This window comes from Streptomyces sp. XM4193 (genome assembly GCF_023072595.1).
GTDB lineage: Bacteria > Actinomycetota > Actinomycetes > Streptomycetales > Streptomycetaceae > Streptomyces.
The window spans coordinates 50881-69760 of record NZ_JALLGK010000009.1; the positions used below are offsets into that span (position 1 = coordinate 50881).

Annotated in this window: 16 protein-coding genes and 1 pseudogene; 9 read left to right on the forward strand and 8 right to left on the reverse strand. The window is 70.5% G+C overall.

Annotated elements, in window-relative coordinates; genetic code table 11:
* Positions 1-61: 61 nt before the first annotated feature.
* The 4 genes from MTQ01_RS21130 to MTQ01_RS21145 are packed head-to-tail and all read right to left on the reverse strand — an operon-like array spanning position 62 to position 3330.
* The gene (locus MTQ01_RS21130) at positions 62-943 is read right to left on the reverse strand and encodes an ABC transporter permease (protein WP_247492330.1); all 882 of its coding nucleotides are present in this window, start codon (positions 941-943) and stop codon (positions 62-64) included.
* Positions 940-2178 carry a betaine/proline/choline family ABC transporter ATP-binding protein gene (locus tag MTQ01_RS21135; protein ID WP_247492331.1) on the reverse strand — a complete coding sequence of 413 codons (1239 nt, stop codon included), beginning with the start codon at positions 2176-2178 and terminating at the stop codon, positions 940-942. Before MTQ01_RS21135 ends, MTQ01_RS21130 begins: the two co-directional genes overlap by 4 nt.
* Positions 2171-2818, reverse strand: a complete 648-nt coding sequence (locus tag MTQ01_RS21140; RefSeq protein WP_211042568.1) for an ABC transporter permease — start codon at positions 2816-2818, stop codon at positions 2171-2173. The genes MTQ01_RS21135 and MTQ01_RS21140 overlap by 8 nt, the downstream gene beginning before the upstream one ends.
* A complete protein-coding gene (locus MTQ01_RS21145; protein WP_247492332.1) occupies positions 2815-3330 on the reverse strand; it encodes an Lrp/AsnC family transcriptional regulator in 516 nt (171 codons plus the stop codon). The genes MTQ01_RS21140 and MTQ01_RS21145 overlap by 4 nt, the downstream gene beginning before the upstream one ends.
* A gap of 222 nt (positions 3331-3552) precedes the next feature.
* Between MTQ01_RS21145 and hppD the strand changes: the two genes are divergently transcribed.
* The gene (gene hppD, locus MTQ01_RS21150; RefSeq protein ID WP_247492333.1) at positions 3553-4695 is read left to right on the forward strand and encodes a 4-hydroxyphenylpyruvate dioxygenase; all 1143 of its coding nucleotides are present in this window, start codon (positions 3553-3555) and stop codon (positions 4693-4695) included.
* Between the two features lie 280 nt (positions 4696-4975).
* Positions 4976-6343 (forward strand): FAD-binding oxidoreductase, encoded by a 1368-nt coding sequence (locus MTQ01_RS21155; protein WP_247492334.1) that lies wholly within the window; start codon positions 4976-4978, stop codon positions 6341-6343.
* A gap of 26 nt (positions 6344-6369) precedes the next feature.
* Here the strand turns inward: MTQ01_RS21155 and MTQ01_RS21160 are convergent, their stop codons facing one another.
* Positions 6370-6846 (reverse strand): SsgA family sporulation/cell division regulator, encoded by a 477-nt coding sequence (locus tag MTQ01_RS21160; protein ID WP_247492335.1) that lies wholly within the window; start codon positions 6844-6846, stop codon positions 6370-6372.
* Positions 6847-7134: 288 nt separating this feature from the next.
* On the opposite strand from MTQ01_RS21160, the gene MTQ01_RS21165 reads away from it, so the two are divergent.
* Positions 7135-8673, forward strand: coding sequence for an RDD family protein (locus MTQ01_RS21165; protein ID WP_247492336.1), 1539 nt, complete (start codon positions 7135-7137; stop codon positions 8671-8673).
* Between the two features lie 78 nt (positions 8674-8751).
* Positions 8752-9402, forward strand: coding sequence for an RDD family protein (locus MTQ01_RS21170; protein ID WP_247492337.1), 651 nt, complete (start codon positions 8752-8754; stop codon positions 9400-9402).
* Between the two features lie 180 nt (positions 9403-9582).
* Here MTQ01_RS21170 and MTQ01_RS21175 read toward each other — a convergent pair whose 3' ends face one another.
* Positions 9583-10023 carry a hypothetical protein gene (locus tag MTQ01_RS21175; RefSeq protein WP_247492338.1) on the reverse strand — a complete coding sequence of 147 codons (441 nt, stop codon included), beginning with the start codon at positions 10021-10023 and terminating at the stop codon, positions 9583-9585.
* Positions 10024-10527: 504 nt separating this feature from the next.
* On the opposite strand from MTQ01_RS21175, the gene MTQ01_RS21180 reads away from it, so the two are divergent.
* A complete protein-coding gene (locus MTQ01_RS21180; RefSeq protein WP_247492340.1) occupies positions 10528-12906 on the forward strand; it encodes an immune inhibitor A domain-containing protein in 2379 nt (792 codons plus the stop codon).
* A gap of 209 nt (positions 12907-13115) precedes the next feature.
* Positions 13116-13427, forward strand: a pseudogene (locus MTQ01_RS21185) (hypothetical protein); the annotation flags it as partial.
* 486 nt (positions 13428-13913) lie between these two features.
* On the opposite strand, the gene MTQ01_RS21190 reads toward MTQ01_RS21185, so the two are convergent.
* The gene (locus MTQ01_RS21190) at positions 13914-14498 is read right to left on the reverse strand and encodes an isochorismatase family protein (RefSeq protein WP_247492342.1); all 585 of its coding nucleotides are present in this window, start codon (positions 14496-14498) and stop codon (positions 13914-13916) included.
* Positions 14499-14572: 74 nt separating this feature from the next.
* A complete protein-coding gene (locus tag MTQ01_RS21195; RefSeq protein ID WP_247492343.1) occupies positions 14573-15904 on the reverse strand; it encodes a nicotinate phosphoribosyltransferase in 1332 nt (443 codons plus the stop codon).
* 126 nt (positions 15905-16030) lie between these two features.
* Between MTQ01_RS21195 and clpS the strand changes: the two genes are divergently transcribed.
* From clpS to MTQ01_RS21210, 3 genes are all read left to right on the forward strand, one after another.
* Positions 16031-16318, forward strand: a complete 288-nt coding sequence (clpS, locus tag MTQ01_RS21200; protein WP_247492541.1) for an ATP-dependent Clp protease adapter ClpS — start codon at positions 16031-16033, stop codon at positions 16316-16318.
* The gene (locus tag MTQ01_RS21205; RefSeq protein ID WP_247492344.1) at positions 16318-16914 is read left to right on the forward strand and encodes a DUF2017 domain-containing protein; all 597 of its coding nucleotides are present in this window, start codon (positions 16318-16320) and stop codon (positions 16912-16914) included. Before clpS ends, MTQ01_RS21205 begins: the two co-directional genes overlap by 1 nt.
* 363 nt (positions 16915-17277) lie before the next feature.
* On the forward strand, positions 17278-18849 hold the full coding sequence (locus tag MTQ01_RS21210; protein ID WP_247492345.1) for a sodium:alanine symporter family protein: 1572 nt from the start codon (positions 17278-17280) through the stop codon (positions 18847-18849).
* The last annotated feature ends 31 nt before the right edge of the window (positions 18850-18880 follow it).

Sequence of the window (18880 nt, forward strand, 5' to 3'; positions counted from 1 at the left end):
CGCGCTCCTGTCCCCGCGCCGGCTCGCGCGGCGCCCGTACCTCGTGTCCTCGTGCCGCCCATCACGACTTCCCCTCCACGGTCTCCAGCCCCCTGGGGCGCAGCAGCAGTTCGGCCAGCGAGCCCAACCAGTCGATCAGCAGGGCGAGCGCCACGGTGAGCGTCGAACCCAGCACCAGGATCGGCATGCGCTGGTTGGTGATGCCGTCGGCGATCAGGTCGCCGAGCCCGCCGCCCCCGCCGAACGTCGCCAGCGTCGCCGTACCGACGTTGAGCACCAGGGCGTTGCGGACGCCGGCGAGGATCAGCGGTACGGCCAGCGGGAGTTCGACCCTGGTGAGCACTCCGACCGGTGACATCCCCATGCCCCGGGCGGCCTCGGTGAGCTGGGGGTCGATGCCGCGCAGCCCGGCGATGGTGTTCGCCAGCACCGGCAGCACGGCGTAGATCACCATGCCGATGATCGCCGAACGCTGGCCGATGCCCAGCCAGATGACCAGCAGCATCAGCAGTCCCAGCGCGGGGATCGCCTGTCCGAGGTTGGCGATGGCCACCGCCACCGGCGCGGCCGGGCGCAGTCTCCGGCGGGTCAGTGCGATGCCGAGCGGAATGGCGATGATCAGCACGAAGAAGGTGGAGATCACCGTCATCTCGATGTGCTGGCGGGTGCGCACCCACACGTTGCCGTCGGCAAGCGAGTTGCGGGCGACGTCGTCCAGTTGGGCGCCGCGGAACCACAGCCAGAGCAGCAGCAGGGCGACCGCGACCAGGCCGGGGATCACCAGCAGCCGCGGCCAGGTCAGCCGTGCCCGCACCGACTCGGGTGCCACCAGGTCGCCCGGTGTGCGCTCGGCCTCCGCCGCCCCGCTCCCCGCCGCGCCCTGCTCCGTCTCCGCGCGCACCGCGGTGGAACCGGTGCTCGGCGGCTGTCCGGGTGCGCTCACGACAACCCCTCCTGTGCGGCCTGGGTCTGCCGCTCGCGCTCCTCGGCGAGGTCGTGCTGGTGTTCCACGGCCTCCATCCGGTCCTCCTCCAGGAGTTCGTGGACGGAGTTCATGAGCGTCTTCATGTCGACCACGCCGGTGTACTCGCCGCGGCGCCCGGTGACGGCCACCCGGCCGCCGCTGTCGGTCAGCACGGCCTCCAGCGCGTCGCGCAGCGTGGCGTCCCGGGAGACGTGGTGGGTGACCGGCGAGCCCGCCCGGGCCAGCGACTCGCGTGCGCGCGAGAGGTCGCCGCGGCGCAGCCACTTGTACGGGCGGCGGTGCCGGTCGAGCAGGAGCAGCTCGTTGGTGCCGTTGGGCCCGAGCAGGTCGAAGATGCGTTGCAGCGGGTCCTCCACCGAGGCGGTCGGGAAGTCGACCACCCCGACGTCCCGCACCCGGGTCAGGTTCAGCCGCTTGAGCGCCGCCCCGGCCCCGACGAACCCGGCGACGAACTCGTCGGCCGGATTGGTCAGGATCGCCTCGGGGCTGTCGAACTGCGCGATGTGCGAACGCTCGCGCAGTACGGCGATGCGGTCGCCGAGCTTGATGGCCTCGTCGAAGTCGTGCGTGACGAAGACGATGGTCTTGCGCAACTCGTGCTGGAGCCTGATGAGTTCGTCCTGGAGGTGGTCCCTGGTGATCGGGTCCACCGCGCCGAACGGCTCGTCCATCAGCAGCACCGGGGGGTCGGCCGCCAGCGCCCGCGCCACTCCCACGCGCTGCTGCTGGCCGCCGGAGAGCTGACGCGGGTAGCGGCCGGCGAACTCCCGCGCCTCCAGACCGACCAGGTCGAGCATCTCCTCCACCCGGGAGGCGACCCGCGCCTTGGACCAGCCGACCATCTTGGGGACGAGCGCGATGTTCTGGGCGACCGTCATGTGCGGGAAGAGGCCGGAGGACTGGATCGCGTAGCCGATCTGACGGCGCAGTCGGACCGGGTCGATGTCGGTGACGTCCTCGCCGTCGATCCGGATGCGACCCGAGGTCGGCTCGATCAGCCGGTTGATCATCTTCAGCGTCGTCGACTTGCCGCAGCCGGACGGGCCGACGAAGATCACCGTCTCGCCCGCCCTGATCTCCATGTTGACGTTCTCCACCGCGGGCGCGGGGTTGCCCGGGTAGCGCTTGGTCAGGCCCTCCAGCCGGATCGTCGCGCCCGAGGTCTCGCTCGGCTCACCGGTTGCTTCAGGCACGGATCCCCCTAGGGATGGTCAGTCGTCCGATCAGGATGTAGGCGGCGTCGAAGAGCAGCGCCAGGATGACGATGCCCAGCGTGCCCGCGAGGACCTGGTTCAGCGCGTTCGCGCTGCCCAGCGAGGCGATGCCGCGGAAGATGAGGTTGCCCAGGCCCGGCCCGGAGGCGTACGCGGCGATGGCCGCGATGCCCATCAGCATCTGCGTCGACACACGGATCCCGGTGAGGATCGGCGGCCAGGCGAGCGGGAGTTCGACCCGTACCAGCCGGGTCAGCCGGGACATCCCGATGCCGTTCGCGGCGTCCACCAGTGTCGGGTCGACGCCGCGCAGGCCGACGATGGCGTTGCGCACGATGGGCAGCAGCCCGTAGAGCGTCAGCGCGATGACCGTCGGTGCGACGCCGAGGCCCACGACGGGGATCAGCAGGCCGAGCAGGGCGAGCGAGGGGACGGTCAGGATCGTCGCCGTCGTGGTGGTGGCCAGGTTGCCGGCCCACTCGCTGCGGTAGGTGGCCACGGCGAGCAGTACGCCGATGAGGGTGGCGAGCACCATGCACTGGAAGACGGCGCTGGCGTGCTGGAAGCCGTCCGTCAGCAGCTGTTGGTGCCGATTGCCCAGGTACTCCCAGAAACTCACTCGCCGTCTCCCGTCGGAACTGTGCCCTCGGCGCCCGGATGGCCCGCGGTGCCCGCGGCCTGACGGACCAGCGGGATGATGCGCAGGGGCACGGGGTTCTCCATCACGATGGCTGTGGAGGCCCGCATGATCCCATCAAAGCCCACGACCCGGTCGATCACGCGTTGGAGATCGCCGTTGGAGCGGGCGACCAGCCGGCAGAGCATGTCGCCCTCGCCGGTGATGGTGTGCAGTTCCAACACCTCGGGGACACCGGCGAGATGGGCGCGCACGTCCGGGCCCTGGCCCTGTTTGATCTCCAGCGTCGCGAACGCCGTCACCGGGTAGCCGAGCGCCGCCGGGTCCACGTCGGGGCCGAACCCCCGGATTACGCCGGTCGACTGAAGGCGGTCCAGCCGCGCCTGCACGGTGCCCCGTGCCACGCCGAGCCGCCGGGACGCCTCCAGTACGCCGATCCTCGGCTCGGCGGCCAGCAGCTCCAGGAGTCTGCCGTCGAGCGGGTCTATGGCCATGCGGTGCCGTTCTCCTCTTGTACGGACGTGCCCCCGGGTCGAGTTGGCCTGGACACATCAGAGCGTCCTTCTGCCCGGTCCTCCGACAACTACACGCCCGACGACCAGAACCTCTGGTCACCATGTACAGATGTGCCGACGGTCGGCCAGTTCCGCTGTACACGATGTCCAGTGATTGTCGGAACTATTGCGCACCTTGCGGATCGGCGAGAACCTGCGGCCATGACTGAGCTCACTGAAACCCTCCAGACCCCCCGGCAGGACGACCCCTTCCCGGTGAAGGGCATGGACGCGGTGGTCTTCGCCGTCGGCAATGCCAAGCAGGCCGCGCACTACTACTCCACCGCCTTCGGGATGAAGCTGGTCGCCTACTCCGGACCGGAGAACGGCAGCCGGGAGCTGGCGAGTTACGTCCTGGAGTCGGGCGGCGCCCGCTTCGTGCTCACCTCGGTCGTCAAGCAGGAGAGCGACTGGGGCCGGTTCCTGGTGGAGCACGTCGCCGCCCACGGCGACGGCGTCGTCGACCTGGCCATCGAGGTGCCCGACGCCCGCCGCGCGTACGCCCACGCGGTCGAGCACGGAGCCACCGGCCTCACCGAGCCCCACGAGCTGAAGGACGAGCACGGCACCGTCGTGCTCGCGCAGATCGCGACCTACGGACAGACCCGCCACACCCTGGTCGAGCGCACCGGCTACGACGGCCCGTACCTGCCCGGCTACGTCGCTGCCGAGCCGATCGTCGCCGGCCCCGCCAAGCGCACCTTCCAGGCCATCGACCACTGCGTGGGCAACGTCGAGCTCGGCAGGATGAACGAGTGGACGGGCTTCTACAACAAGGTCATGGGCTTCACCAACATGAAGGAGTTCGTCGGCGACGACATCGCGACCGAGTACTCGGCGCTGATGTCCAAGGTGGTCGCGGACGGCACCAAGAAGGTGAAGTTCCCGATCAACGAGCCGGCCGTGGCGAAGAAGAAGTCCCAGATCGACGAGTACCTGGAGTTCTACGGAGGCCCCGGCGTCCAGCACATCGCGCTCGCGACCAACGACATCGTCGCCACGGTCCGCACGATGCGCGACGCCGGTGTGCAGTTCCTCGACGTGCCGGACAGCTACTACGACACCCTCGGCGAGTGGGTCGGCGACACCCGGGTGCCGGTCGACGAGCTGCGCGAGCTGAAGATCCTCGCCGACCGCGACGAGGACGGCTATCTGCTGCAGATCTTCACCAAGCCCGTCCAGGACCGTCCGACGGTGTTCTTCGAGATGATCGAGCGCCACGGCTCCATGGGCTTCGGCAAGGGCAACTTCAAGGCCCTCTTCGAGGCGATCGAGCGCGAGCAGGAGCGGCGCGGCAACCTCTGAGCGATCCCGGCGGCAGCCGCTGCCTCCACCAACCGGCTCCGGCGGACGACGAGTTCCGCCGGAGCCGGCCGCCGTTCGTGCCGGAGCCGGCCGCCGTGCGGCACCGGTCGCGGTGTGCCGCCCCGGCACCCGCGCGACATCCGGCCCGCCCCGCGTCCGGCCGCCCCCGCGCCCCGCGTCCGGCCGCCCCCGCGCCCCGCGTCCGGCGCCCGCCGGGCGCACGGGTTCCCGGGAGAACGGTGTGTTGTCCCCGGCCGCCCGCAGGTGCAAGGCTGACCCCATGGCGGACCTGATCGAAGCACTGCGCGAGGGCCTCCCGCCCGAGGCCCTGGTCGACGACCCCGAGGTGATGGCCGCGTACGGCAGCGACATGGCCGGCTTCTGCCCGGCCGGCGCGCCCGCGGTCGTCGTGCTGCCGCGCACCGTGGAGCAGGTGCAGCACGTCATGCGGACGGCCACGGCGACCCGTACGCCCGTCGTCGCGCAGGGCGCGCGGACCGGGCTCTCGGGGGCGGCGAACGCCAGCGACGGCTGCATCGTGCTGTCCCTGGTGAAGATGGACCGCATCCTGGAGATCAACCCGGTCGACCGCATCGCCGTCGTCGAACCGGGCGTGGTCAACGCCACGCTCTCGCGCGCCGTCGCCGAACAGGGCCTCTTCTACCCGCCCGACCCCTCCAGCTGGGAGGAGTGCACCATCGGCGGGAACATCGGCACCGCCTCCGGCGGGCTGTGCTGTGTGAAGTACGGCGTCACCGCGGAGTACGTACTCGGCCTCGAAGTGGTGCTCGCCGACGGGCGGTTGCTGACCACCGGCCGGCGCACCGCCAAGGGCGTCGCAGGCTACGACCTCACCCGGCTGATGGTCGGGTCGGAGGGGAGTCTGGGCATCGTGGTGCGCGCGGTGCTCGCGCTGCGCCCGGAGCCGCCCAGGCCGCTGGTGCTCGCCGCGGAGTTCCCCTCGGCACAGGCCGCCTGCGACGCGGTCTGCCGGATCATGGAGGGCGGCCATGTGCCCTCGCTGCTGGAGCTGATGGACCGCACCACCCTTCGGGCGGTCAACGACATGACCCGGATGGGGCTTCCGGAGACCACCGAGGCGCTGCTGCTCGCGGCCTTCGACACCGCCGACCCGGCGGCCGACCTGCGCGCGGTGGGCGAGCTGTGCGCGGCGGCCGGGGCGAGCGAGGTCGTGCCGGCGGAGGACGCGGCGGAGTCGGAGATGCTCCTGCAGGCCCGGCGCTCGGCGCTGGTGGCGCTGGAGCGGGTCAAGGGCACCACGATGATCGACGACGTCTGCGTACCGCGCTCCCGGCTCGGCGAGATGCTGGACGGGGTCGCGGAGATCGCCGAGAAGCACGATCTGACCATCGGCGTCTGCGCACACGCCGGCGACGGCAACACCCACCCCACGGTCTGCTTCGACGCGAGCGATCCGCAGGAGTCGGCCAGGGCCAGGGTCTCGTTCGACGAGATCATGGGCCTGGGCCTGGAGTTGGGCGGCACCATCACCGGTGAGCACGGCGTCGGCGTACTGAAGAAGGACTGGCTCGCCCAGGAGGTCGGGCCCGTCTCCCTGGAGCTGCACCGGGGCATCAAGCAGGCGTTCGACCCGCTCGGTCTGCTCAACCCCGGCAAGCTCTTCTGATCCCGCGCCCGGCGGGTCGGGCGCACTCAGGCGCCCGTCTCGCCGGGATCGTCCGAGGGGCGCAGATCGCCGGCGCAGGGGTCGTCCACCGGAGTGGGCGTCAGCAGCAGCCGCAGCCCGTCGTCGACTCCCAGCCGTTCGGCCTCCGTTCCCGGCGGAACGACCCGCAGGGTGCGTTCCAGCCAGGCGGCGATCGGCGCGGAGGGGATCTCCAGGAGAGCGTCCCCGTCGGGTGAAGTCAGCGCCATGCAGACGACGTTGCGGCCGTCCACCTTGGTCGGCCAGACCCGTACGTCCCCGTGTCCGCACGGCCGGAACACGCCCTCCACCAGCAGGTCGCGCGCGAAGGTCCAGTGCACCGGGTGCGGGGTGTCGGTGTGGAAGGAGATGTGGACGGCGTACGGGTCGTCGTCGCTGTAGCGCAGTTGCGCGGGAACCACGACGGAACAGCTGGACGAGAGCACCAGTTTGAGTTCCAGCTCGCGTTCGATGACGGTCTTCATCTCCCTGCACTTCCTCTCCGACTCGGCCCGACGGCCGTCGACGTTGCTCGGCCGGACGACCTCGCACGAGGAGAGAGAGCCGGGGGCGCGAATCATTACGCGGGTTCGGAGAAGATTTTTTCCTCCGGGCACCGAGGAAGGGGAGGGCTCTGGAAAGGAGGGCCCGCGGACAGTGGCATTCTGGTACACGTGGACCGACGTGCCTTCGGCGGATCCGCTCCGGCGGGGCGCGGGGACCACGCCGGTTTCGCACACCACTTGGGTCAAGTAGATACGGGATTCGGTCAGATGAGCGCGCCTCCCTCAGGATCGGCCAGCGGCAGCAGCACCACCGCGGGCTACTACCCCGATCCGTCCATCCCCGGGTACATCCGGTACTGGGACGGCGCCTCCTGGGTGCCCGGCACCAGCCGCCCCGAGCCGCGTCCCGGCGAGCCGGCACCGACCGCGCCGGGCGAGGAGCCGCAGCCGGGCGGGCAGTCGCCGGAGGGCGGTGGCGCTCCCGAGAGCGTTCCGTCCGAGCCCGCCGACGCCGTCCCCGCGCAGCGCACCGAATCACCGCAGGAGCCCGTGGCGGGAGGGCTGCCCGAGCTGCGCCCGCGCGGTGACGTGGACGTCCGCGAGAGCGGGCAGATCGCCGAGTGGGACGATCCGGCCCGACTGCACGGTCAGCGTCCGGAGTCCGCTTCGTCCTGGCAGGCCGACGCCGGCCGGCAGAGCGGGTTCGGCGGCGAGCAGGACCAGCGTGTCTCCTGGGGTTCGCCGGCCGATCGCGGTGAGCCCGGCGGCGGTTGGCAGCGTCCGCAGGCCGCGCCGCCCGGCGAGGCGCCGGCGGTGGCCGCCGCGCCCCAGCACCCGCAGCTCCCTCCGGCGGCCCCGCCCCAGCAGCCCGCACCTCCCCAGCAGAGCCACCCCGCTCCCGCTGCCCCGCCCGCGCACAGCGCCCCGCCGGCACAGAGCACCCCGCCGGCGCAGACGCCGCCCGCACAGCCCGCGCCGGTGCAGCCCGCACCCGAGGCGGCGTCACCCCGGCACGAGCAGACGACACAGTTGCGCCGCTCGGACATCGTCAAGGCCCGCCGCGCGGCCCGGGAGGCGCAGGCAGCCCAGCAGGCCGCCGCGCCCGCGCAGGCTCCCGTGCAGCCGGGCCCGCAGTCCGCACCCCCGGCGCGGCCCGCGTCCGAGGGCGGCTGGCAGCAGCAGGTGCGCGACCTCGCCGCCCCGCCCGGTGGGCACGGCGGCTCCTCGCAGGGCGGGGACGGCCTGGCGGCGCCGTGGCGCCCGCCGGCCAGCGATCCGTTCCTCCGGGCCGCCATGGACCAGGCCCGACCCGCCGCGCTCGGCAAGCGGATTGCCGCCCGGCTCATCGACACGCTGGTGACGGCGGCGGTGGGCGCGGCGGTGGCACTGCCGCTGCTGCCGAAGGCGCAGGACCACATCGACACCAAGGTCGCGGAGATCGAACAGGCCGGCGTCACCCAGGACATCTGGCTCGTGGACGGTACGACGGGGCTCTACCTCGCGATGGTCATCGGCGCCGTGCTGGTCTTTGGGCTCCTCTACGAGGCCCTGCCGAACGCCCGTTGGGGACGTACGCTCGGCAAGAAGCTCCTCGGGCTGCGGGTGCTGTCGATGGAGGAGCAGGAGCCGCCGGGCTTCGGCAAGGCCGCGGTCCGCTGGCTCGTACAGGGCTCGCTCGGGTTCCTGGTGATCGGTGTGGTGAACCTGTTCTGGGCCTTCGTCGACAAGCCGTGGCGCCAGTGCTGGCACGACAAGGCCGCGGGCACCTTCACCGCCGAGGGCGGCGGCGAGGTGCGGCTGGGCTGAGGCCCGCCGATCCGGGGTGCTGCCCCGGATGGCCGCTGCCGGGCTGCGGAAGCGCCGGGCGCGCGTTCCACTCGGCGCATGAGCAGTGACGAGCCGCGGCCGGGCGCCGCAGGAGAGCCGAACGACCCGTACGGCAAGCCGCCGCAGTACCCGCACGGCGGCGGCCAGGGCGAACCGGGCGGCCCCGGCGGGTCGCCGTACGGCAGCGCGCCGCCACCGCCCGGCGGCTACGGCGGGCACCAGTTCGGCGCCAACCCGTACGGGGACGCCTACGGCGCCGCCGATCCGCTGGCCGGTATGCCGCCGCTCGCCTCGCGCGGCAAGCGGCTGGGCGCGCGCATCATCGACGCGCTGCTGGTCGGTATCCCGGTCTTCCTCATCACCGGGATCTTCGTCGGCTTCACCGTCGACACGGACGGCGGCGGGGCGTTCGGGCAGAGCGTCGTCTACGCCCTGGTCTATCTGGTGTACGAGGGCTTCATGCTGACGACCCGGGGCCAGACGATCGGCAAGAAGGCGATGGGCATCCGGGTCGCGATGCTGGACAACGGCGCACTGCCGGCCGGCCAGGCGGGCTGGCTGCGCGCGGCCGTCTACTCACTGCCCACGCTCGTCCCCTGCCTCGGCACCCTCTTCTGGCTGGTGAACGTCCTCTTCTGCACCTGGGACAAGCCCTACCAGCAGTGCCTGCACGACAAGGTCGGCAAGACCGTCGTCGTCGCCACCTGAGCGGAACGGCCGCCGCCGCACCGAGGCGGCACCGGCGCAGGAGCAGCCGAGCGGCGTCGGACTGCGCACTCCGGGTCGTTGCGAGCCCACCGGGCCGCAGCGACCCGGCTGCCGTTCGGAACGGGATCGGCGCACCGCTGCGGCCCGGGCCGCCGCAGCGGCAGCCGGGCCGTCACCGGGTCAGCGGCGCAACGACGCCTGGGGGACCCGCTGTTCGGCGAGCGACTCGGCCGATGGTGATGCGGGTGCCGATGCCGAGGGCATCGGAACGGGCCCGGCGGAGTCGGCGGACATCGTCCGCGCGTCGAGCTTGGACTCCACGTCCGTCGCGTCCTTCTCCACCGCGGGGACGGTGACCGCGGGGACCTCCACCGGGGGCTGCTCGGCCGGCGCGGTCTCCTCGGTCTGCTTGAGCGCCTGCGTCGTCACCTCCTCGCGGCGGGCGGAGCTGACGGAGGTGCTGAGCACCAGCGCCACCAGAACGCCGAGCAGCAGCGCGATCGTCGCGATGAGCACGGCGACGGCGCCGGAGCCGGTCTGGGTGAGCAGCAGGAGTACGAACGCCGTCACAGTGACGGTCGCTGAACCGTAGATGGTCTGAGCGAGACTCGGACGCGGCATGGCGGAATCCGTCCTCAGGGGGTCAGGGCGAGAGTCGATCGGGCAGTCGCGTGCCGGTGAGCGACTCTACGATGCGGGATTCCCGAGGGGGAAGCGGAGTAAGCGTGACCTGATGCACGGGGCCGAGGCACAGGGGGCGCATGGAGTCACCGCGCCGCCGCGTGCGCCGCACCCCACGAGACGTGCCGCACGGGTCTGACCCCGCCGTCCGCCCCGTCGCCCCTCGTTCGCCGCCCGCGCTCCGTCCCGCGACCCTCGCCTCCGGGTCGACCTCCGCGCGGGCCCGGACCGTCCTGCGGTCGGCCGGGTCTCAAGTGGCGCCGGGAGACGGACGGTTGGGGAGTGGTCCGAGCAACTCGGGGGCTTCAGGGGGAAAGCGACAATCTATGGCATTGTCGTGAGCAAAACAAGGTCTGTCTTTTCCACCGGCGCTCCGGTCAAATGCCTCTCCTACGAGTGGGTCTCGCTCAGGATCCGCTCTTCGCAGGGAGGACGTCGACCAACGTGACCAGACCACGAAGATCCATCCGCACCAGAACGGCAGCCGCGGTGACCGCCGTTGCCGCGCTGGGTGCCGCCGCACTGCTTCCGGCCACCGCCATCGGAGCGCAGGACGAGCAGAAGCCGCAGGCGCACCCCCAGGCCGAGGAGCCCTCGGGCCACGCCGACGAGCACGTCGAGCACAACCTCGACGGCCCGATGACCAAGCAGCAGAACGCCCAACGCCTCGCCGCGCTGCAGCGGTTGGCCTCCGGCGAGCAGCCGCAGACGCGCAACGGCTCGAAGGTGATGAAGCTCGACGACGAGAAGTACGTCGAGATGGAGCAGGTGAAGACGGACAAGATCTTCACCATCCTCATCGAGTTCGGCGACAAGGTCGACGAGGAGTACGGCGGCGACCCCGGGCCGCTGCACAACGAGATCGAGAAGCCCGACCGGAGCAAGGACAACACCACGCTCTGGCAGGAGGACTTCGACCAGAAGCACTTCGAGGACATCTACTTCGGCGACGGCGAGGGCTCGCTGAAGACCTACTACGAGCGGCAGTCCTCCGGTAAGTACACCGTCGACGGAACCGTCTCCGACTGGGTCAAGATCGACTGGAACGAGGCCCGCTACGGCAACAACGCCTGTGGCGACAACGTCTGCCCCACCGTGTGGGACGCCGTCCGCGACGGTGTGAACAAGTGGACCGAGGACCAGAAGGCCGCCGGCAAGACCACGGAGCAGATCCGTGAGGAGCTCGCCGCGTACGACGTCTGGGACCGCTACGACCACGACAACGACGGCGACTTCAACGAGCCCGACGGCTACCTCGACCACTTCCAGTTCGTGCACGCCGGCGAGGACGAGTCCGCCGGCGGCGGCGCGCAGGGCGAGGACGCGATCTGGGCGCACCGCTGGTACGCGTACGGCACCGACCACGGCAAGACCGGCCCCGAGTTCAACCGGGCCGGCGGCACCGAGATCGGCGACACCGGCATCTGGGTCGGCGACTACACCGTCCAGCCGGAGAACGGCGGATTGGGCGTCTTCGCCCACGAGTACGGCCACGACCTCGGGCTGCCCGACCTCTACGACACCACCGGCACCGGTGAATCCTCCGTCGCCTACTGGTCGTTGATGTCCTCCGGCTCCTGGCTCGGCCGCGGCGAGGACGCCATCGGCGACCACGCGGGCGAGATGACGGCCTGGGACAAGCTCCAGCTCGGCTGGCTGGACTACGAGACCGCCAAGGCGGCCACCAAGTCCACGCACAAGCTGCGCCCGCAGGCGGAGTCCGGCGCCACGAAGAAGGGCGGAAAGACCAAGCAGTCGCAGGCGGTTGTCGTCGAACTGCCCGAGAAGGACGTCACCACCACCATCACCGAGCCGGCCGCCGGCGAGAAGCAGTGGTGGAGCGGCAAGGGCGACGACCTGAAGAACGAGCTGCGCCGCAAGGTCGACCTGACCGACGCCGCCAAGGCCTCGCTGGACCTCAGGGGTTGGTGGCAGATCGAGGAGGAGTACGACTTCCTCTACACCCAGGTCTCCACCGACGGCGGCGAGAACTGGGAGACGCTGGACGGCACCGCCGACGGCAAGGCCATCCCGCGCGACGCCTCCGACACCCCTGCCCTGCACGGGGATTCGGGCGGTTACACCGACCTCGCCTTCCCGCTGGACGACTACGCGGGCAAGGAGATCGACCTCCGCTTCCTCTACCGCACCGACGGCGGTGTCTCCGAACTCGGCTTCGCGGCCGACGAGATCACGCTGACCGCCGACGGCGAGGAGATCCTCTCGGACGGCGCCGAGGACGGCGACAACGGCTGGACCGCCACCGGATTCGAGCGCATCGGCGAGTCGTTCACCAAGGCGTACCCGCAGTTCTACCTCGCCGAGAACCGGCAGTACGTGGGCTACGACGAGACTCTGAAGACCGGTCCGTACAACTTCGGCGACGTGGCGAACGACCCCAAGAAGGTCGAGCACTTCCCGTACGCGCAGGGCCTGTTGATCTGGCTGTGGGACACCTCGCAGGCCGACAACAACGTCGGGGTCCACCCCGGCGAGGGGCTGATCCTGCCGGTCGACGCGCACGCCAAGCCGGAGAAGTGGTCGAACGGCGAGATCATGCGCAACCGAATCCAGGCGTACGACTCGCCGTTCAGCCTGCGCCCCGGCAAGAGCTTCGAACTGCACCTGGACGGTGAGCCGACGAAGATCAAGGGCAAGAAGGCCGCTCCCTTCTTCGACGACCGCAAGGGCACCTACTGGTACGACTCCAACCCGACTGCGGGTGTGAAGGTCCCGGACACCAACACCCGAATATCGATCGTCAAGCAGCCCAAGCACGGGAAGACGATGACGATCAAGGTCGGTCCTTCCAGCAAGAAATGAACCGCTGGAAAACCTGGCAAATCATGAACAAACGTACGTCGAAAGCCAGTTGATCAACTACTGGTAGTCGATCACGTACACAAAGTGAGCAGCCGTTGCCCTCTTGGCGGGCGGCGGCTGTTCGCGTTTAGATGCGTTCAGCACGACGACCTGAAGAACGCTCATGCTTTACACAAGGAAACCGACCAAGCGGAACGGGGATCATGAACATGGCTGGAGGAGGCTACGCGCGGCAGCCGGACGGCTCGGTGATCGTCGCGCTGTCGGTGCCCAGACCCTGCGGGCCCGGTGGCGACAGCGGCGGACAGGTCCGAGTCCTCGTCCACGCGGTGAACCGGCCCCGCGCGCTGACCAGACTGCGCAATCTCGGCCTGCGGGCCGTCTACCTGCGCGGAAACACCGAACCACCCACGCCGGACGAGGTCACGGCGGTACTGCACCACCCGGAGGGGCTGCTCTGGCGCAGCCTGACGCGTCGGGGGCCGGCCTCGTGGCAGCCGATAGCGGCCCTGCTGCGGCCCAACAGCCACACCCCGGCCGGTCGCGCGAGCAGCCGGGTCGGCCTGGCCCGGCATCCGGTCGCCCAGGCGGTGCGTCCACGGGCCTGCCGCTGAGGCGGACCACAGTCGCCGCCCCGCCCATCGGGGGAGCGGGCGCGGCACCCGTCGGTCGGACCGGACCGCCGGCCGGCGCCCCTCGGGCGCGGGCGGGAGCCGACCCGTCGCCCGTTCCGTCGCGGGTGCGGACCGACTCGGGCCCGTTTCACGCCTCTCGCGCCGGAAGCCCCTGCGCGCCGGGCGCCGGCTCTCCGCGCTCGCCCGGAGCCGCACCGGGAGACCGGAGCCCCGGACCCCGCAGCGGCTCCAACACTGCGGCGGCCCGGGCGGTCCAGCCAGCCCGGGCAGTCCAGACGGTCCGGGCAGTCCAGGCAGTCCAGACGGTCCAGGCAGTCCGGGCGGTCCAGGCGGCCCGGGTGCCACCGGTGGCGCTGCGGGCGTTCCGTCCGGTCAGACGACCGGCCGGCCGCTGAGCTCCACCCGTGCCGACCGCAGCTCGGCCAGTGCGCGCTCGGTGGTCTCCTTGGAGACTCCGGCCGTCAGGTCCAGCAGGACCCTGGTGCGGAAGCCCTCCGCCGCCGAGTCCAGCGCCGTGGCCCGTACGCAGTGGTCGGTGGCGATCCCGACGATGTCGACCTCGGTGACGTCCCTGGCCCGCAGCCAGTCGCCGAGCCCGACCTCGTTCTCGTCCGCGCCCTCGAAACCGGAGTACGCGGCGGTGTAGGCGCCCTTGTCGAAGACCGCGTCCAGGGCGCCGGAGGTGACGGCCGGGGCGAAGTTCGGGTGGAATCCGACACCCTCGGTGCCGGCGACGCAGTGGCGCGGCCAGGAGGTGACGAAGTCCGGCTCGTCCGAGAAGTGGTCTCCCGGATCGACGTGGTGGTCTCGCGTCGCGACGACGTGGCGGTATCCGGCCGAGGCGTCGGCGACCAGATCGGTGATGGCCGCGGCCACGTCGGCGCCACCCGTCACCGCGAGGCTGCCGCCCTCGCAGAAGTCGTTCTGCACGTCGACGACGATCAGTGCCCGGTGCATGTGGCACACCTTTCGACAGGGAATGTGAGGCGTTGGTTCCAGGGTGCGGCTCCGGCTGCCGGCGCCGCGCGCGGTCAGGCGTACCGGGTGGGGAGCACGGGTTCGCCGCGCGAGAGCTGGGCCGCCGAAAGCGGCAGCCCGGCCCGCGCCCGCCGGTGCCGCTCGCGCGGCACCTCCAGCGGCTCGCGCGCCAGGACCTCCCCCTCGCGTACCAGCTCCACGGTCAGCTCCTGCCCCGCCAGCTCGGCGGGAATCTCACCCGTGCCGATGACTTCGGCCGCCGCCGTGCCGTCCTCGTCCAGCTCCCGGGCGGCCCACTTCACGCCGCCGATCGACAGCTTTCCGCCCATCGACTTCTTGGCGACCGGGCGCAGCGGCGCCGCCGGGTCGTCGCTGTCGGCGCGGGCGACCAGCTTGTAGACCATCGAGCAGGTGGGGTGGCCGCTGCCGGTCACCAGCTGGGTGCCGACGCCGTACGCGTCCACCGGTGCGGCGGCGAGCGAGGCGATCGCGTACTCGTCGAGGTCGCTGGTGACCACGATGCGGGTGTCGTGCGCGCCGAGCTCGTCGAGCTGGTGGCGCACCCGGTGGGCGAGCAGCAGCAGGTCCCCGGAGTCGATCCGCACCGCGCCGAGCTCGGGCCCGGCGACCTCCACGGCGGTGCGTACGGCCTCGGCGACGTCGTAGGTGTCCACCAGCAGCGTGGTGCCCCTGCCCATCGAGGAGACCTGGGCGGTGAAGGCGTCCCGCTCGGTGTCGTGGAGCAGCGTGAAGGCGTGGGCGCTGGTGCCTGCGGTGGGGATGCCGTACCGGAAGCCGGCGGCGAGGTCGGAGGTCGCGTCGAAGCCGCCGATGTACGCGGCGCGGGCGGCGGCCACCGCCGACAGCTCGTGGGTGCGCCGGGCGCCCATCTCGGTCAGTCTGCGGCCCGCTGCGGCGACGGCCATCCGGGAGGCCGCGGCGGCCACCGCGGAGTCGTGGTTGAGGATCGAGAGGATCACCGTCTCCAGCACCACGCACTCGGCGAAGGTGCCCTCCACCCGCAGCACGGGGGAGCCGGGGAAGTAGACCTCGCCCTCGGGGTAGCCGTGGACGGAGCCGCTGAAGCGGTAGCCCGCGAGCCAGTCCAGCGTCGGTTCGTCCACCACGCGCCGCTCGCGCAGGAAGTCGAGCTCCTCGCTCCCGAAGCGGAAGTTGGTGACTGCGTCCAGCACGCGGCCGGTGCCGGCGAGGACCCCGTACCGGCGGCCCTCGGGCAGCCTGCGGGTGAAGACCTCGAAGGCGGCGCGGCGGTGCGCGGTCCCGGCGCGCAGCGCGGCCTGGACCATCGTCAGCTCGTAGCGGTCGGTGAAGAGGGCCGTGGAGGGCACGGTCACCGGCAGACCCAGGGGATCAGCAGCGTTCATGACGCCATCGTACTCCATATTTCGTCAGAGTGACGATATCTGTTCGGGTCGTCCGTGCGGCGCAGGTCACAGCTCGTTTGTACTTGGGTGCCCGTCAGGTGGCAGCATGGAGGCGTGACCGTACCCATGGAGACCGAACTCCCGGAGACGACCGAGGCACCGGAGCCGGTTCCGGAGCCGGACGTCCCGTGGGTGACGCTCGTGCACAACGACCCGGTCAACCTCATGAGCTACGTCGCCTACGTCTTCCAGAGCTACTTCGGCTACTCGAAGGACAAGGCCCGCGAGCTCATGCTGGACGTCCACCACAAGGGCCGCGCGGTTGTCTCCAGCGGCAGCCGTGAGGAAATGGAGCGCGACGTGCAGGCGATGCATGGCTACGGCCTGTGGGCGACCCTCACCCAGGACCGCTGATGCCGGCGTACTTCGAGCCCTCGGACAGCGTTCCCTCCGGCGCGGCCATCGCCTTGGAGGAGGTGGAGATCTCCATCCTCCGCAGCCTCACCGTGCAGCTGCTGGAGCTGATCGGCCCCGGCGAGGAGCCCTCGACCGATCCGGACCCGCTGGCGGAGCTGTTCGCCGAGGGGCCGAGTGAACCGCCGACCGACCCCGCGCTGGCCCGCCTCTTTCCCGACGCCTACGGCGGTCCGGGCGTCCGGGAGACGCAGGAGACCGCCGCCGCCTCGGCGGAGTTCCGCCGGTACACCGAGAACGACCTGCGCGCCCGCAAGCGCGGCGACGGGCTGAGCGTCGTACGGGCGCTGGACACCCTCGTCCCCGGTCGTGGTGGCGGCGCGGTGCTCACTCTCGCCCCCGAGCAGTCCCGGCAGTGGCTCGGTACGCTCAACGACCTGCGCCTCACGCTCGCCGCGAGGTTGGACATTTCCACCGAGGACGACACCGACAAGCTCTTCTCCCTGGAAGACGACGATCCGCGCAAGCCGCTGGTCATGGCGTACCTCTGGCTCGGCGGTCTTCAGGAATCACTTGTCGAGACATTGCTCGCCTGATTCCTGCCCGATTCCCGCCCGATTCCTGACGGCCGTCCGGCGACGGTGATTGCGGTTCTCATCGGTCCGCTCACTCCGGGTCACAGGCGTCGATTGTATTTAGGTGTGCCGTTTCGGCAGGGCCCGTTTTTCTTCCGTTTCGGGTGCGGTATGTGCCTCTTCGTAACGTGACCGTGATGCGGGTGTAAGCGTCCCACCACTCGTGCGTCCCCGCCCTGCGTGATAGGAACAGCCAATCCGCTTGTGTGCTGATCCGAGGTGCGGCGGGCCCGGGGCGACGTGAGCGCCGGTCTCCCCGTCGGAGCCAGCCACATTCGGAGTAACGCGCTATTTCATCCACTCCGTGGCTAGCCAGAGGTATACATGGCAAACGAAACCTGGACCGATTCGGTCGACGAAGCCGTCAACAGCGTCTTCGAACCGGTCTCCACATTCCTGGGCGACATCGTCTTCGTCACCGTTCCGTTCTTCGGAACGGATTTTCCGGTCATCGTCGCCTGGCTGGCCATCGCCGGTCTGGTCTTCACGATCTACTTCGGCTGTGCGCAGGCTCGCCACATCAAAGCGGCGATACGCATAACAAGGGGCAAATACGAACAGAAGGACGCCCCGGGTGAGGTCACCCATTTCCAGGCGCTGACTTCGGCTATGTCCGGAACGGTGGGGCTCGGCAATATCGCGGGTGTCGCCATCGCGGTCGGCCTCGGCGGTCCGGGTGCGACGTTCTGGATGATCCTCTGCGGTCTGCTCGGCATGGCGAGCAAGTTCGTCGAGTGCACCCTCGGTGTGCGGTACCGCGAGTTCAACGCGGACGGCACCGTCAACGGCGGCCCGATGCTCTATCTGAAGAAGGGTCTGGCCGAGCTCGGCTGGGCCACGCTGGGCAAGGTGCTGGCCGGTGTCTCGGCCTTCATGATCCTCTTCTTCGCCCTCTTCGGCGGCAACCTCTTCCAGGTCAACCAGTCGCTGGAGCAGTTCGTCGCCGTCACCGGCGGTGAGGACAACAGCTGGCTCGCCACGAGCGCCGGCGGCATCGTCTTCGGTGTCGTGGTCGCCGTGATCGTCGGCCTGGTGCTGCTCGGCGGCATGAAGTCGGTCGGCGCCGTCACCAGCAAGCTGGTCCCGGCCATGGGCATCATGTACGTCGCTGCCTGTCTGCTGGTCATCAGCTTCAACTTCTCCGAGGTGCCGAACGCCATCCAGTCCATCTTCGAGGGTGCGTTCAACCCCGAGGGTGTCGCGGGCGGTCTGCTCGGTGCGCTGATCATCGGCTTCCAGCGTGCGGCGTTCTCCAACGAGGCCGGCGTCGGCTCCGCCCCGATCGCCCACTCCGCGGTGAAGACCAAGCGCCCCGCCACCGAGGGCCTGGTCGCCATGATCGAGCCCTTCGTCGACACGGTCATCATCTGCACCATGACCGCACTGACCATCATCATCGCCAGCGGTCCGGCCTACGAGGCCGCTCGTGAGAGCGCGGCCGACGGCGAGGGCGTGCAGGGCACCGCCGCGGGCATCTCCATCACCCACGACGCCTTCGAGACCGCGCTGCCGTGGTTCCCGTGGCTGCTGACCATCGCGGTCTTCCTCTTCGCCGTCTCCACGGTGATCACCTGGGGCTACTACGGGCTCAAGAGCTGGGGCCACATCTTCGGTCACAGCAAGATCAGCGAGACCATCTACAAGCTGCTCTTCTGCTTCATGATCGTCGTGGGCGCGCTGCTGTCGCTCGGTGTCCTGGTCGACCTGGCGGACGCCACGCTCTTCCTGGCGGCCTTCTTCAACATCCTCGGCCTCTACCTGCTGGCGCCGATCGTGAAGAAGGAGCTGAAGAAGGTCCTCGAGTACGTGCGCCGTCGTGACGCCGGTGACACCGAGGAGGAGATCGAGGCCGACGAGCGTGCCGCCGAGGCAGCCGAGGCCGCGGCCAAGCAGTGACCCGCTCCACGCGGTGACCCGCTCCACCCGC

Bases quoted from the DNA above. Each gene is read 5' to 3' on its own strand.
- MTQ01_RS21145 (WP_247492332.1), bottom strand. From the start codon at position 3,330: ATGGCCATAGACCCGCTCGACGGCAGACTCCTGGAGCTGCTGGCCGCC.
- hppD (WP_247492333.1), top strand. From the start codon at position 3,553: ATGACTGAGCTCACTGAAACCCTCCAGACCCCCCGGCAGGACGACCCC.
- MTQ01_RS21155 (WP_247492334.1), top strand. From the start codon at position 4,976: ATGGCGGACCTGATCGAAGCACTGCGCGAGGGCCTCCCGCCCGAGGCC.
- MTQ01_RS21160 (WP_247492335.1), bottom strand. From the start codon at position 6,846: ATGAAGACCGTCATCGAACGCGAGCTGGAACTCAAACTGGTGCTCTCG.
- MTQ01_RS21165 (WP_247492336.1), top strand. From the start codon at position 7,135: ATGAGCGCGCCTCCCTCAGGATCGGCCAGCGGCAGCAGCACCACCGCG.
- MTQ01_RS21170 (WP_247492337.1), top strand. From the start codon at position 8,752: ATGAGCAGTGACGAGCCGCGGCCGGGCGCCGCAGGAGAGCCGAACGAC.
- MTQ01_RS21175 (WP_247492338.1), bottom strand. From the start codon at position 10,023: ATGCCGCGTCCGAGTCTCGCTCAGACCATCTACGGTTCAGCGACCGTC.
- MTQ01_RS21190 (WP_247492342.1), bottom strand. From the start codon at position 14,498: ATGCACCGGGCACTGATCGTCGTCGACGTGCAGAACGACTTCTGCGAG.
- MTQ01_RS21195 (WP_247492343.1), bottom strand. From the start codon at position 15,904: ATGAACGCTGCTGATCCCCTGGGTCTGCCGGTGACCGTGCCCTCCACG.
- clpS (WP_247492541.1), top strand. From the start codon at position 16,031: ATGGAGACCGAACTCCCGGAGACGACCGAGGCACCGGAGCCGGTTCCG.
- MTQ01_RS21205 (WP_247492344.1), top strand. From the start codon at position 16,318: ATGCCGGCGTACTTCGAGCCCTCGGACAGCGTTCCCTCCGGCGCGGCC.
- MTQ01_RS21210 (WP_247492345.1), top strand. From the start codon at position 17,278: ATGGCAAACGAAACCTGGACCGATTCGGTCGACGAAGCCGTCAACAGC.